Here is a 13,712-nt window from a genome sequence, read left to right on the forward strand (position 1 = left end):
CCTGCCGGGTGTCACGGGCGTCGTCACGGGACATCGAATGCCTCCGGCGCCTGGAAGTACTTGTTGAACTGCTCCTGCGTCACGGTGATCGGCGGATAGTTGGAGGTTCCCCAGGGGTTGCCGAGGATGACCTTGCCGTCGTCGGTGAAGCCGCGGACGTAGTAGGCGTGATTGCTGTGGTAGGTGCTGCCCCATTCCTTGGGGTGGTTCTTGTCCAGGCTCTCGTCGGCCGGCGTGGAGACGGTGACGACCTGCCCCGAGTCGAACGCCTTCTTCAGGGAGTCCAGGTTCTTGTCCTCGTCCTCGCCGATGCCGAGGAAGCCGCCCGTCGTCAGGTCCTCGCCCTCCTGGCCGGTGAGGTAGGGGGCGGCCTTCTTCGGGTCGTCGCCCTCGATGCCGCCGTAGCCGCGTTCGTCGTCACCGTCCTCCGAGTAGACCATCGCGAAGGCCTTCTCGTAGTACGCGGGCCAGGACTCGCCGTTGCCGTAGGTGCTGATCGGGTTACCGTTCTGGTCGGTGGGCAGGTCGGCGGTCATGGTGACCCAGTGGTAGTTGCCCTCCTTGTCCCAGACGCGGACGCTGACCGTGCCGTTCGGGTTCTCCTTGATGCCCTCCTGGACGAACCGGGGGTTCTTCTGCGCCAGGCCGGCCAGTGAGGCGACGTACCAGCAGTCACCGAACTGGTTCTGGTTGACGTCCTCGGACGAGACACCGTTCACGAACAGCGGGTCACCGGGCGGTGCCCAGTGGATGCCGCTGTTGGTCTGGCCGTTCTGGTTGTTGCCGCCCTGCTCGTACGCGCCGGTGTTGGTGAACGTCGGCTGCATCCCGGGGAAGGCCGCCTGGAACTTGGGCACGTTCTCCGGGCTGATCTTCGACAGCATCAGGCTGAGGGTGTCCCGGCGCTTGTCCTCGGGCAGACCGTTCTCGTCGAACGGGTTCCAGCCGGAATCACCCGTGTCGGTGATGAGCTCGTTGTAGAAGGCGAGGTCCTTCGGGGACGCCTTGGACATGAGGGCGTCGATCTCGGCGGCCGTCAGCCCGTCGAGCTCGCCCGAGACCTTCTCCAGGTCGTCGCGGTTGCCGTTGGTACCGAAGTCCTTGCCGTCCAGCGCCCGCAGGTTGCGCAGGGCCTCGTCGATCTTCTTGGCGTCCGGGGCCTTCTCGTCGAGGAACACGCTTCCGTCGGCTACGGGGTAGCCCTTGCGCACCAGCTCCTGCACGCCCTCCAGCTGCCTGATCCGGCGCTTCATCGACGACTGCATGTCACCGAGTTCGCCGGTCAGGGAGCCGGGCAGCCGGCGGCGCCCGCCGAAGAACGACGGTATGGGGACGACGTCGCCGACGAGGGCCTGCAGATCGGGGTCGCGGGAGGCGCTCTGTCCCGACGGCAGGTTCTGCTGGGCGGAGGTCAGGACGGCGGCCAGCCGGCTGTGCAGCTTCCCCGCGTTGCCGGCGAGGGCGTCGAGGTCGCCTGCGAGTGCGGTGAGCCTGACGGCGTCGAATCCTCTGAAGCCCATCAGTTGCCGCCCGTCCCGGTCTTGGCCTTGTCCTTCTCCTTGGCCTGCCGGTCCAGTTCGTCGGCCTGGTTCTCCCACCGGGTGGCATCGGCCAGCAGGGCGCCGCCCATGCCGTTGAGGGTGCGCTGCCGCTGCTGCAACTGTGCGGTGCAGTCGTCGGCGAAGGGCCCCTGCCAGATCGCGTCCGCGCCGTCCCCGGCCCGGGAGCCGGCGCGCGGAGTGGCCTTCTTCACCACGCCATCGAGATACGGCCCCAGGCTGCGCGCCAGCGTCCGCGCCTCACGCGCACACTCCCGCAACCGCTCGGCCCGCTTCTTCAACTCGGCACCACTGTCCGCGTCTGTAGGCCCCACGGCCGACGTCCTCCCCGTTCGCTGACATTTCCGGCGTTTTTCCCGTGAGTTGGTGTACGGGATCGCCGCTGAAGCATACGAGAGTCGGTTCCGTTCCACGGTTGCGGAGGGAAATCTCCCCGGCTCGCGCAGGCTCATCACACAGGCCTTCGGCGCCCGCCGACACCTCCGTCACCTTTGCTTTACTGTGACCTGGCGGCCGATGCGGGAGGCGTGGCGACAGCGTGCCATTTCCCCCATGTCGGCTTTTGGCATGTGAATCGGCCGTGCGGTGGCCATGGGCATGGGCGCTGTCGAGCCGACCGAAGGCAAGGAAGGGGGCAAGTGAATGAGCGGGGTGTCCTTCGAGCTCCGGCGCGCGCCATCCACTCGCGGGCGCCGGGGCGAGGTCTTCTCGTGGGTCGGCCAGGTGGACGGCCTCGGCCCCATCGAGCTGGCCTTTCCCACGGAGCACAGTGACTATCCGTCGGAATACTGCGAGGTGGCGGTCAGCGGTGACAGCTTCCCCCTCGTCACCTATCTCGGGCTGCGATACCTGCGGCGTCCTCTCCTTGCTAGAGGGGAACTGCGGGTCGACTGGGAACCGGCGGACCTTTCCCGGAACGTTTACCGGCCGGGCCGCCAGGGGCGAGCTCTTCGCATTCAGGTCATGGGGCGCTCGTACACTTACGTCCAGATCGGTGGCAAGCGCAGCCATGAACTGGCCCGTCCAGGCGCAGGCGTGCTCATGAGGCGTTCCAGTTGGAACAGCCCGCAGACGTTGTCCGGGACCTGCTCGGGCTCGGCGGACGCACTCGACATCAGCCTCGCCGTCGTCCTGGAGGCCGTGTACACGCGGAACCTTTCGATGTCCGGCGCTCTGGTGTCGATGCCGGGGCGCTTTCTGAACCGATGCAATTTTCTCTGATTTCTGGGGGATACAACAGAATGCCTTCCTTGGATGCGGCGCGGCGTCGGCTGCGGCTGTCCGATGCCCATATCAGCGTGCTGGGAATTCTCGTCGAAGGGGACCCGCTGCCGGACGAACTCTCGCAGGCGCGAGACGAGTTGCGAGAAGCGGCGCTGCTGGACGGCGACGACAAGATCGTCGCCGATCTCTATCCACTCGTTTCCACGCTGATGGCGCCGCGTGTCATCGCGCGCGTGGAAGTCACCGGTCCGCAGGGCGTCACCAGCAACGGGGCGGTCATCGGCGACGAGTTCATCTTCACCCACGAGGCGTGGCCCGGTTCGACGGAGTCGGAGTACGTGCCCGCGGAGCCCGAGACCCTGGTGTGGTCCCTGGCCCGGATGGTGGACCTGCACCGGGACTTCACCGATGAGGCCGACGACAGCGAGGTGATCACGTCCACCATGGGCTTGTTCGACAAAGTGATCGAGCGCATGGAGGCTGGACAGTTCGAGGAGCCGGAGGCTGTGGCAGAGGTGACCGGGGCTCCCCTACGGCTCTCCGAGATCCTCGCGCAACTGAACGGCATGTGGCGGATCACTGTTGTCTGGCAGGGAGCGGGGGAGGAACGAAGTTCGGGTGGGCTCTCCGTGACGGCGCTGTCGGTCTGGGACTGCGGCCTTGAGGGCTACTGGCTGCGCGAACTGCCGGCCGAGCCCGTCAGTGACGGTCAGGTGGAGGCGAGCAGTGAGCTGCGGGTGCGACGCACCTCGGCCAAGGAGCTCTGGCGCCTGATGACGGATCTGCTTCCGGACGGGGCGCAGCTCGCTGCCGCTCAGCCGCGGACCTCCTGACTCAGCCGTACTCCGCGAATCCAGACACCATTCGGCGTTCCTCCAGGGTTCCTGCCTGCCGGTACCGGTCCTCGAGTGGAGCGCATCATGACGATCACGGGGAAATTGTGAGCGACAGTTCCAAGCGCATGGCCAACCCGTCGGACCTGGAACACCTGGCGAAGCTGTTCGACGGCAGGGGCAATCTCGGGGACAAGCTGGACGAGGCCTTCACCCGGGCGACCCAGCTCGGCGTCCGGGACAAGCTGGCGGTTCTCAAGCCCATGCAGTCGTGGACCGGAGAGACGGCCGTCGACCTGCGGCGGCGTGCGGCCATCCTGAGGGCCGAGAAGGGCGATCCCAAGGCCGCGGCCCTGTACGCGGGTTTCAAGCCGGAGGAACTCAAAGGTCTGACGCTCCCGCCGGACGCGATGCTGATCGCCAACGCTTCCATCGCGAGCGGGGACAAGTTCGACGCTGCTTGGCTCAAGCGCAAGCCCGGTGAGACGTATCAGGACTGGCTTCAGCGTATTCCGGGAGACGCTGTGGCCAAAGTCAGCGGTGACGAGAAAATCGGTGAGGTGGTTGGTGACTACATCGAGCTCACCGCCCTCGCCTCCACCGTCACGGGTGCTTTCACGATGGCGACCCTGGGAACGCTCAGTCTCATCAAGAGGTTCAAGCACGGTACCTTCATGAAGGCGCCGGGAACCACGCTCGCACAGATCCTCAAAGGCAGGGCTCCGAGCCTGATTCCGGCCCGAATAGCCAGTTTGGGGGCACAGATCGGCAGGAGCACACCTACTGTCGTCCTCGATGTCCTGACCGGCTCGGACAGGCTCGCTCAACTCCATGGCGGAAGGCTGTACGCCTGGGAGGCCAATCTCCTCAAGGTCGGCAACAACGTCGGTACGGCCTCCCGAGCCGCTGGCGCGAGCCGACTGGGGGCATTGAGGTCCGGTGCGGGCGCCGCGCTGCGTACCGCCGGCTGGTGGCGGGCAGCAGGCATCGGTGGAAGCGTTGTCGCCACAGGTGTCGGTGCGTTCGACCTCTACCAGGAGGGGAACCCTGTCGAGGCGTTCAAGCGAGACAAGTTGGGATATGTCTCAAAGGTGTCCGGCACGGCCTTCAACGCATCACTCACCATGGCCATGGTGGCACCCACCCCGGTGACCATTGGTGCTGCGGTGGTCACCGGCGCCATATACGGTGGCGTCTCCCTTTGGCAGAACCGAGAGAAAATCAAGGAGTTCCCCGGCAAGGTAGCCGACGCGGGAGCCTGGGCCGGCAAGAAGATCTCCGAGGGTGCCGACAAGTTGGCGGACGGCGCCAAGAAGCTCGGCAGTGCCTTGAATCCATTTGATTGATCTACTTCAAGGTGAAAGCTGAGGTGCGGCGATGAGCGATCACTCCTTCGAGCTTCACCGGTTCGAATCTCCTGGTGATGAACGTGGTCGTAGGCGTGTGGCCTTCTGGAACGGTGAAGTGGCGGGTCTCGGTTCCGTGGAGTTGCTCCTGCCGGCGCTTGAAGCCGTGCCGGTAACTGACAGAAGTTCCAGTATGGGCACGATGGTGACGGGTGGCAGCGTCCCGGTCTCTTCCTACGTCGCGCTTCCTTACGGTGGAAAGCCGCGCGTTGCGGGAGGCGCGCTGAAAGTCGCGGGGCAGCACGCAACTGTTTCGCGGAGCTCTTGGCGATGGAGTAGAGCTCGGCGGGCCTTGCGGGTCCGGGCCGTGGAGCGCGAATACGTTTATCGAGAGACGGTGAACAAGCGGCACCATGTGCTTGAGCGAAATGGGGCGCAAGTGCTGATGACCCGGTCGAGCTGGAAGAATCCGGCGAAAATTTCCGGGGAAATGCATGGATCTGTCGACTCCGTGGACCTGAGTCTAGCCATTCTTTTCGAGGGCGTGTATACGCGGAATCTTTCTCTCCGAGGAGCGGTGATCTCTGCGCCCGGCAGGTTTTTGGACTCGCTTGGCGCACTTTGGTGATCGAGACCTCCCTTGAACCTCGCCTTGCCCAGCCAGGCCCAGGTCGGTGATCAGCCGCCAGACCTCCTTGGCGTCGACCCGGACCAGCTTGGGAGTGATGGCGCCGTCCACCTGGCCGGGCAGGATCGGTTCGGTGGGCAGTTCGCGGCGCCAGTAGCAGAGGAGTCCGCAGTCCCACGCCGCGAACCCGCGTACCTGCTGGGCCGGGGTTCCCTCGTCGTGCCCCTGCCATGCGGCGGTCATCCGACTCCGCCGAGCCCGGCCAGGACTCATGGGAGTAGACGCAGCCGTCGCCGATGGTGACGCCGTGGTGGAGGGTGCCGTGCTCACCGATCGCCTCCACATGAAGGACGACGGGGTCCGCAGAGCGCTGGCCAGCGGGCCGAGCAGGAGGTCAAGGTTTCCCTGGCGGCCCGTCAGGCCGGCCTCCGTCAATTCGCGTTCGGCGCCGGCCAGTTCCGGGGTGCCTGTTCCCCTCCGACACGGTGGCGGAGGACGTCCAGGTGGCTCTCGGCAAGGCGGAACCGGCCCCGGGTGCTGTCGTACGAGGGCATTGTGTGTCGCTTTCGGCGGTGGGAAGGATCGGACGGCGGTGGCTCAGGCGGTTCACGAGGTCACTGGAAGATCTCCAGCCAGTTCAGAGATCTGTTGAAGAAGGCGCGGACGGCGCCGCCCCGGGTGAGGTTGCGGGTGTTGACGCCGACCAGCACGGCGGCCAGCACGAGGTCGGTGGCGTCGACCGGACCGAGGACGGTGAAGGTGGCCTTCTTCCGCGCACCGCTGCCGTGCCGGCCGGACCGGATCTCCACGCCGTCGCGGATCAGGGCACGGTCGCGGTGCCGTCGACCGGTCGCGAGGTAGCGGTACTCCCGTCCGGCGCACTGCATGCGCAGGGCCCGTCCGGCCCTGGTCTGTGCCCAGCGGTTGCGCTTGAGGCGGATTCCGGCCCCGCCGACGCTGAGCTGCGCCATGTGGAGCGAGGGTTTGCGTCCGTAGGCCCAGCCGCTGAAGGAGGCGGCGGGAACGCTGTCCCCGCTGACCTCGGTGACATGGCGGTCGCCGTGCCGCTTCGCCGGGTAGACCACCTCGATCCGGCCGAACTCGCCCGCTGTGCCCCGGTAGCCGAAGGTCCAGGTCAGCCGATGGCCGGAGCGGTCCTCCCAGTGGTCGAGCGTGTACGTGTGCTGCCGCATGGTTCCTTTCCCCTCGCGCCGCAGGGCGCGGATCCGCCACGATCGGCGTCAGTCGAACGGGTTGAGGGCGCTGCCGAGTCTCTTGGCGCCGTCGGAAATGGCCTCTCCCGCCTTCTCGATCTTGTCCGAGTGGTCCCAGCTCAGGGTTCCGGCATAGGCGAGCCCGGTGCCGACGGCGAGGCCGGCGGTGACCGGGTTGGGAGCGATCATCGCGGCGGTGAGCGAGGCGTTGAAGGCCGTACCGGTCCAGTCGCCCTAGGCCTGGCGGGCTCGTGCCAGTGCGTCCAGCAGCGCCTCGCGGTCGTGGGTAGCGATCAGCAGCGACTCGCCTTGCACAGTCTCGACCACGATCTGGTCCATCCCCATCGGCACGGACCAGCCGCCCCCTACGAGCCGCGGCGCCCTGGCCACGTGGCTTCTCCGCCGCAACTCCGCGAGTTCCTCATGCGACCGCGAGGCCAAGGACGCGGTGAATTCCGCGTCTGTGGGCTGCTCACGAGCCTCCTGGAGCGAGGCGACCGCCAACGATTCCACCGCGATCGTCTCCCGTCCGACGGTCAACCGCCCGTCGCGGACGTGGATCCGGTGATAAATGCGTTTGGAAATCGGCACGGCATTGAATACGAGCGCGAGAAACACGGAGAAACCAAGAACGATGATCCAGACCGTGCTGTCCTCGGGAAGCAGAATGCTGCCCTGATATGCGACCCAGCCGGTCAAGGCTGCCGAGGTTGCGATGATCCAGCGCCTCGGCAGCTTCTCCCGGTACACCACCGCCCGCCCGTGGAACGCGTTCGCTGCGCCTGTTCCGGAATTCTCCGTGCCTTCCACGGTTGCTCCCTCGGTCCGGACCGACCTCGACTCCGGCCGAGGCTACCCACCGCCCGCAACAGCACGTGAGGCACGTGAGGCACGTGAGCAACGTGGCGGGAGGAGACGATCGTGGCGTGGGCGGACGGACCGGAGTCTCGGTTCAACGGTTGATGGACTGAATCTCTTGGACAGTGACTGCCTGGTCGTTCCCGAACGTTCCGTCGGGCAGGTCGCCGCCCGCGCCGCCGGTGCCGGTCCAGGCGATCTCCCAGGTGATGGTGGCCTGGAGGTTGTAGGTTCCGTTGCCGGAGGAGCGGAGGTATGTGATTCCGCAGGGAGGGGTCTCGTCGGCCTTGCCCTCGGCGTAGGGCTCGCCGATGGAGCCGTCGGCGTTGATGGTGCACTCGCCGGAGGCGGGGTAGGTCTCGGCGTCCTTGGTGCCCGGCTCGAGTTTCAGGGAGACCGGCTTGGCGGTCGTCGTGGCCTGGAGGGCGAAGCCGGGGGCGTTGATGGAGGCCGTGGCCTGGACCTCGTCGAAGACGGTCTTGTCGAGCCAGGCCCAGGTCGGCAGGTTGACCTTGGTGGTCTCCTCGGGCTTGAGGCTGACCTCGGTGTCGGGCAGCTGCATGTGCTGGTAGGCGAGGGCGGCGAGGATCTCCGGGGTGATGGCCTCCTCGTACTGGGGCGGCGGGGCCTCGCCGTTGTCGACCCAGAAGGGGAGGTCGGTGCAGGAACTGCGTTTGAGGAGGTCGGGCTCGTCGGGGTTCTCGACGGCGGCCCAGAACATCCCCTCGCCGTCCTTCTCGACGTTGTAGTCCTTGTAGCCGGGAGTGTCGGTCCAGCCGTAGTCGTCCTCGTAGTGGCGCTGCAACTCGTTGAGCGCCGCGCCCGCGTGGCCGCCCATGCCGGGTGCGCTCATCTGGCGCTCGATGTCCTTGGACATCTTCTTCTTGAAGTCCTTGGCGCCGAGGTACGGGGCGTACCAGCAGGGCGGTGGGTCCCAGTTGACGTCGGCGGACGTCACGTTTCCCGTGCCGCCGTTCTTGGCGACGGAACCGGAGTACTGGATGCGGGCGGCGGCGTAGATGCCGGTGTCGTCGCTGCCGCCCGACTCCTCCGAGGCGGCTCCGTTGCCATTGCTGGACGGTTCTGCCGAGTAGGCGGGTTCCGTGAGGGCGGTGATGCCGAAGGCCAGTGTCAGGGCGGTGATGCCGGCGCCGAGTGCCGTACGCCGTGACCTGTTCATCGGCACTGCTCCGCCTTCGTCTCGACGAACACCTTGGACGCCTGCCACAGTCCGTCACCCGTGGGAACCTTCACCATGATGATCTTGAAGTGGTCGTAGTCCGCGATGCTGGGCTCGCTCTTCAGGACCTTCCCGGTCTTGATCTCCTTGCCGTAGAACTTGCTGGAGTCCACGCAGAACGCGACCTCCACCGAGGTGCCGTTCGCGGCGGACCGGGTGGCGGCCTGGTAGTGACGCCGAGTGCCAGTGGCGGTCCAACCGCCGTCGACCCTGTCGCTGATCTGTGTCTGCGCGTAGCTCAGCCCTCCGCCCGTGGAATAGGCGGTCACAGCCGCGACCTCGGACGTGCGCTTGTCGACGCCGTGGTAAATGGCGCGGACGTAGTTCGCCGCATCCTCCATCGCCGCAGCCTCGTTCTCGTCCTTCGGCTCCTCCCAGTCGAAGACCAGGTTCATGTCCGCGGGCAGGGAGATGTCCACGCCGTCCGGCTTGTCCTCCGCCGGTGCTCCCGAGGGCTCCGCCGACTTGGTCGGCTCCTCCGTCCCTTGGTCGGCGCCGGCGATCTTGTCGTTGTCGCCGGACTTGTCGTCCCCGCCTCCGCAGGCCGTCAGCATCAAGGTCGCGGCGGCGGCGAACGCGACGGCAACGGGCAAAGTGCGACGCTTCACAATGGGCTCCCCGTGAGACGAAACGTTTCCAGTGCAGTGACGATATCGGTGGGGTTCTCGGTTTCACCAACGCGAACAGTCCAACAAATAGGCCGAATCGACAGCTACCGGCTGTTTCGACGGAGCGTGTGGCGGAGAGCCGCTCCGTCTACGCTGCGGCCATGGTCTTCATCTCGCACCGTGCTCTTCAGGGCGGCCGTGGGCACCGGATGGCCGTCGGCGTCATGTTCTTCCTCTTCTGGGTCTTCCTGGCCGTCGGACTCACTGCCGCGGCGGTCACGGGTCGGGTCGGATGGCCGGCCCGGCTGGGGTTCGGCGCCGGGGCCGTCTCCGCGTATCTGCTGGTGTGGTGGAGCGCCCGGTTCTGGTGGTCGGCCTTCTGCCAGGGGCGGCGTGAGGAGGCGGTGGCCGAGCCGGACGCCTGGCCCTGGCTGTTTCCCCCGGTGATCGGTGGTGTCGCCCTCGCCGTCTCCGGAGCGGGGATGCTGAGTCGCGGGGACGGCAGTGGGTGGTTCGGGCTGGGGTTCGGCCTGCTGCTCGGCGGTCCTTCCCTCGTGATGATGGCCCTGCAGGTGGGGGAGTGGTTCTCCGGGCGATCACGCCGCGACCCGGTCGTGCCCGCCCAGCCCGTCGAGCCACCGCGACCACGACGGGACTGGGGTCCGATCGGGAGGTGAGGCAGGAGGCACGGGCGGCTTCCGCTGCGTGTTCCGTCTCGTATTCCTTCCTTCTTCCGTGCGTTCGCCGCGAGCCGCGCAAGTCCGTTGGGCAGAGGTGACAGCAGGCCGTCCGAAGCGGCGGCCGACGTGGTGCGGTTCAAGTGGGGGGCTCGTCGGAGTGTTTGCGCGATGTTGTCCCGTACGTCCAGTGCGTCCCGTCACCGGTCCGGGCGAAGATCATGGCACGGTCGCCCGGTGCCCACGTGAGTGAATCGTGCGGGGATCATGTGCGGTGCGTGAGGAGCCGTACGTCGTCCGTGGTCGGCGGGGCGGCTCGGCGGTTCGCTTCCGCACAGGTGGTGCGGCGGTTTCAACTGGGTTGTTCAACAGTGAAATTGCAGATGAGTGACGGTGTGCGGGGTGAGGTTCGTGAGGTGGGCTCCGCCTTGAGGGGCTTATGTGTGGCTGATACGGTGCGATGGCTTGACACTCACCTCAGCGTTGGCTATTTGCCCTGGTCGGGCGGGTAGGCCCGACCCGTCGTGCATGTCCGTGCGCGAGTCGGCATGGGTGAAGTGTCCTGAATTTCAGGGAACTTGGCAGACATCGTCTTGGGTGTACGGGGAGCGGTTGCGTGAAGATCCAAGAGCGTACGGGGGCGGGCGCCGGCCGTTCCGCGGCACCGGCCGGGCCGGCGGTCGGTGACCGGCTTCCCACTCCGCCCCGCGAGCGCAAACCGGCGCTGGCCGCGCTGGCGGTGCTGCTGATCCTGGTCGGTGCGCTCGGTGCCACGATGCTCGTGCTGCAGGCCGGGGACCGCATCGAGGTCGTGAAGATCACCAAGGAGATCCCCGCCGGGCAGGCGGTCACCGACTCCAACACCACGTCGGTCATGGTCGCCGAGGACCCGGGCATCCACTACGTGGAGTACGCCCAGCTCGACACCCTCAAGAAGCTGAAGGCCGTCAGTACGATCCCGGCGGGCGTCGTCGCCGTCGGCGAGATGTTCGGCGATGCGGCCAAGGTCCCCGAGGGCAAGGCCCTCGTCGGTCTCTCCCTCAAGGAGGGGCAGTACCCGGCCAATCTGGAGAACGGTGACGCCGTCGCCGCCTACCGCGTCGGTGGTGCCTCACGCTCCGACTCCGACTCCGACAGCGGTTCCTCCGGCTCCACCGGCGGGGGCGACACCCTGATCGTGGACGACGCGCGGGTGAACTCCGTGCCGGCGGAGCAGAGCGGCGACATCGTCGGCAGCGCCAACAAGCCCGTGACGCTGCTCGTCGACAGCGCCGACGCCGCGGTGCTCACCCAGGCCGCCTCCAACGGCGAGGTGGCACTCGTCCTCGTCCCTGGCAACTAGAAGGCGGCACCCGACCCATGGCCCTCATCGCCCTAGCCGCCGACAAGGGTTCCCCCGGCGTCACCACCGCGGCCGTCGCTCTCGCGGCGGTCTGGCCGCGGCGCGTGCTGCTCGCCGAGACCGACCCGGCGGGCGGTGACCTCGTGTACCGCAGTGCCGCCGCGCACGGCGGGCCGCTGAACCCGAACACCGGGATGCTGTCCATCGCCGCGACCGCGCGGCGCGGGCTCGTGCCCGACCAACTCTGGGACCACGTACAGCCGTTGAGCGGCGGACTCGACGTGCTCGTCGGGCTCGGGATCGCCGAGCAGGCCGCCGGGCTCGCCGGGCTGTGGCCGACGCTCGGGCACGCCTTCGCCTCGCTCGCCGACTCCCCGCACGCTCCCGCCGACGTCATCGCCGACTGCGGGAGGATCAGCGGGGACACCCCTGCCGTGGAGCTGTTCCCGCACGCCTCCCTCGTCCTGCTCGTCTCGCGCACCGAGCCGGAGGCGCTCGCGCGGGTACGGGACCGGGCCGCCGCGCTCGCGGGCAAGCTGCACGGCGGGCCGCGCGGTGCCGCGACCCTCGGCAACCCGGTGATCGGCGTCGTCCTCGTCGCCGACACGGGCAACGCGGCCAAGCTCGCGTCCCAGGTCAACGACATGCTCGTACACGCGCAGACCGGTGCCCGGGTGGTCGGCACGCTCGCCGACGACCCGGCCGGTGCCGAGCAGTTGGCCGGGCGCAGGCGCGGGCGGCTCGACAAGTCGCTGCTGATCCGTTCGGCGCGCAAGGTGACGGCCGACGTGTACCAGCAGTACGGCACCGCGTGGGCAGCCCAGGCCCAGGTTCAGCAGCCGCCCCAGGCGCACGGAGCCGGGCGATGACCGCTGTCGACCATCAGCTGGTCAAGCGGTTCCGTCAGGACGCCGGCGACCGGATCGCCGAACAGCGCCGCCTCGACCAGGTCAACGGCGTCACGCCGATGTCCACCGAGGACGAGCGGCAGTACGCCCGTGCCGTCATCGCCCAGATACTGGAGGAGTACGCCCGCGCGGAGATCAACGCGGGCCGTACGCCGCTGGACGCCGAGACGGAGGAGCAGTACGCGGCCGCCGTGCACGCCGCGCTGTTCGGGGTCGGGCGGCTCCAGCCGCTGCTGGACGACCCCGAGGTCGAGAACATCGACATCAACGGCTGCGACCAGGTGTTCGTCGGCTACTCGGACGGGCGCGAGGTGCGCGGTGACGCCGTCGCCGAGACCGACGAGGAGCTCATCGAGCTGATCCAGGTGCTGGGCGCGTACTCCGGTCTGTCGTCCCGGCCCTTCGACTCCGCCAACCCCCAGCTCGACCTGCGGCTGCCGGACGGTTCGCGGCTGTCGGCCGTCATGGACGTGACGCGGCGGCCCGCGCTGTCCATCCGGCGTGCGCGCATGGGCAAGGTGTTCATCTCCGACCTGGTCGGCAACGGGACGCTCACCCCCGAGCTGGGCCACTTCCTCGCCTGTGCCGTCCGGGCCCGCAAGAACGTCATGATCGCGGGCGCCACCAACGCCGGCAAGACGACTCTCCTGCGCGCCCTCGCCAACGAGATCCCGCCGCAGGAGCGGCTCATCACCGTCGAGCGGGCGCTGGAACTCGGGCTCGACACCTTCCCCGACCTCCACCCCAACGTGGTGGCGTTCGAGGAGCGGCTGCCCAACTCCGAGGGGCAGGGCACCATCTCCATGGCGGAGCTGGTGCGCCGGTCGCTGCGCATGAACCCCTCCCGCGTCATCGTCGGTGAGGTGCTCGGCGACGAGATCGTGACCATGCTGAACGCGATGTCCCAGGGCAACGACGGTTCGCTGTCCACGATCCACGCCAACAGCTCCAGCGAGGTCTTCAACCGTATTTCCACCTACGCCCTGCAGGCGACGGAACGGCTGCCCATCGAGGCCAGCCAGATGCTGATCGCGGGCGCGGTGAACTTCGTCGTGTTCATCCAGCGGCGCAACGACTACCAGAGCGGCGGCCGTCTCCAGCGCATGGTCACCTCCGTGCGCGAGGTCAACGGCGTCGACGGACGGGTGCTGTCCAGCGAGGTGTTCGCGGAGGCCCCCGACGGGCGGGTCACCGCGCACGCCCCCATAGCCTGCCTGGAGGAACTGATGGCCTACGGCTACCGGCCCAGCGGAACGTGGGGGTGAGCCGGTGAGC

Annotated in this window: 14 protein-coding genes and 1 pseudogene; 7 read left to right on the forward strand and 8 right to left on the reverse strand. The window is 67.6% G+C overall.

Annotated features, from left to right (window positions below; genetic code table 11):
• Positions 1-23: 23 nt before the first annotated feature.
• On the reverse strand, positions 24-1,520 hold the full coding sequence (locus tag ACZ62B_RS10240; RefSeq protein WP_469689791.1) for a C2 family cysteine protease: 1,497 nt from the start codon (positions 1,518-1,520) through the stop codon (positions 24-26).
• Entirely contained in the window at positions 1,520-1,873 is a 354-nt protein-coding gene (locus tag ACZ62B_RS10245) for a hypothetical protein (protein WP_469689793.1), read from the reverse strand. Before ACZ62B_RS10245 ends, ACZ62B_RS10240 begins: the two co-directional genes overlap by 1 nt.
• A gap of 328 nt (positions 1,874-2,201) precedes the next feature.
• Between ACZ62B_RS10245 and ACZ62B_RS10250 the strand changes: the two genes are divergently transcribed.
• The 3 genes from ACZ62B_RS10250 to ACZ62B_RS10260 all read left to right on the forward strand — a co-directional run bounded on the left by ACZ62B_RS10250 (position 2,202) and on the right by ACZ62B_RS10260 (position 4,962).
• On the forward strand, positions 2,202-2,780 hold the full coding sequence (locus ACZ62B_RS10250; protein WP_469689794.1) for a hypothetical protein: 579 nt from the start codon (positions 2,202-2,204) through the stop codon (positions 2,778-2,780).
• 20 nt (positions 2,781-2,800) lie between these two features.
• Positions 2,801-3,616, forward strand: coding sequence for a hypothetical protein (locus ACZ62B_RS10255; RefSeq protein ID WP_469689796.1), 816 nt, complete (start codon positions 2,801-2,803; stop codon positions 3,614-3,616).
• Positions 3,617-3,723: 107 nt separating this feature from the next.
• Positions 3,724-4,962 (forward strand): mucin-2, encoded by a 1,239-nt coding sequence (locus tag ACZ62B_RS10260; RefSeq protein ID WP_469689797.1) that lies wholly within the window; start codon positions 3,724-3,726, stop codon positions 4,960-4,962.
• A gap of 523 nt (positions 4,963-5,485) precedes the next feature.
• Here ACZ62B_RS10260 and ACZ62B_RS10265 read toward each other — a convergent pair.
• From ACZ62B_RS10265 to ACZ62B_RS10290, 6 genes and pseudogenes are all read right to left on the reverse strand, one after another.
• Positions 5,486-5,833, reverse strand: coding sequence for a hypothetical protein (locus tag ACZ62B_RS10265; protein WP_469689799.1), 348 nt, complete (start codon positions 5,831-5,833; stop codon positions 5,486-5,488).
• Between the two features lie 371 nt (positions 5,834-6,204).
• The gene (locus ACZ62B_RS10270; protein ID WP_469689800.1) at positions 6,205-6,783 is read right to left on the reverse strand and encodes a hypothetical protein; all 579 of its coding nucleotides are present in this window, start codon (positions 6,781-6,783) and stop codon (positions 6,205-6,207) included.
• 48 nt (positions 6,784-6,831) lie between these two features.
• A pseudogene (locus tag ACZ62B_RS10275) lies at positions 6,832-7,035 on the reverse strand (hypothetical protein); the annotation flags it as partial.
• Between the two features lie 3 nt (positions 7,036-7,038).
• The gene (locus ACZ62B_RS10280) at positions 7,039-7,614 is read right to left on the reverse strand and encodes a hypothetical protein (protein WP_469689802.1); all 576 of its coding nucleotides are present in this window, start codon (positions 7,612-7,614) and stop codon (positions 7,039-7,041) included.
• A 142-nt stretch (positions 7,615-7,756) separates the two neighbouring features.
• Entirely contained in the window at positions 7,757-8,842 is a 1,086-nt protein-coding gene (locus tag ACZ62B_RS10285) for a hypothetical protein (protein WP_469689804.1), read from the reverse strand.
• Positions 8,839-9,510: a hypothetical protein gene (locus tag ACZ62B_RS10290; RefSeq protein ID WP_469689806.1), complete on the reverse strand. Its 672-nt coding sequence runs from the start codon at positions 9,508-9,510 to the stop codon at positions 8,839-8,841. The genes ACZ62B_RS10285 and ACZ62B_RS10290 overlap by 4 nt, the downstream gene beginning before the upstream one ends.
• Positions 9,511-9,671: 161 nt before the next feature.
• Here ACZ62B_RS10290 and ACZ62B_RS10295 point away from each other — a divergent pair, with 161 nt between their 5' ends.
• The 4 genes from ACZ62B_RS10295 to ACZ62B_RS10310 all read left to right on the forward strand — a co-directional run bounded on the left by ACZ62B_RS10295 (position 9,672) and on the right by ACZ62B_RS10310 (position 13,702).
• Positions 9,672-10,187 carry a hypothetical protein gene (locus tag ACZ62B_RS10295; protein WP_469689808.1) on the forward strand — a complete coding sequence of 172 codons (516 nt, stop codon included), beginning with the start codon at positions 9,672-9,674 and terminating at the stop codon, positions 10,185-10,187.
• Between the two features lie 616 nt (positions 10,188-10,803).
• Complete coding sequence (locus ACZ62B_RS10300; RefSeq protein WP_469689809.1) at positions 10,804-11,529, forward strand: hypothetical protein; 726 nt, start codon at positions 10,804-10,806, stop codon at positions 11,527-11,529.
• Between the two features lie 17 nt (positions 11,530-11,546).
• Positions 11,547-12,398 (forward strand): hypothetical protein, encoded by an 852-nt coding sequence (locus tag ACZ62B_RS10305; RefSeq protein ID WP_469689811.1) that lies wholly within the window; start codon positions 11,547-11,549, stop codon positions 12,396-12,398.
• On the forward strand, positions 12,395-13,702 hold the full coding sequence (locus tag ACZ62B_RS10310) for a CpaF family protein (protein WP_383613596.1): 1,308 nt from the start codon (positions 12,395-12,397) through the stop codon (positions 13,700-13,702). The genes ACZ62B_RS10305 and ACZ62B_RS10310 overlap by 4 nt, the downstream gene beginning before the upstream one ends.
• Positions 13,703-13,712: the final 10 nt, after the last annotated feature.

The organism is Streptomyces sp. NPDC053426, assembly GCF_055585405.1.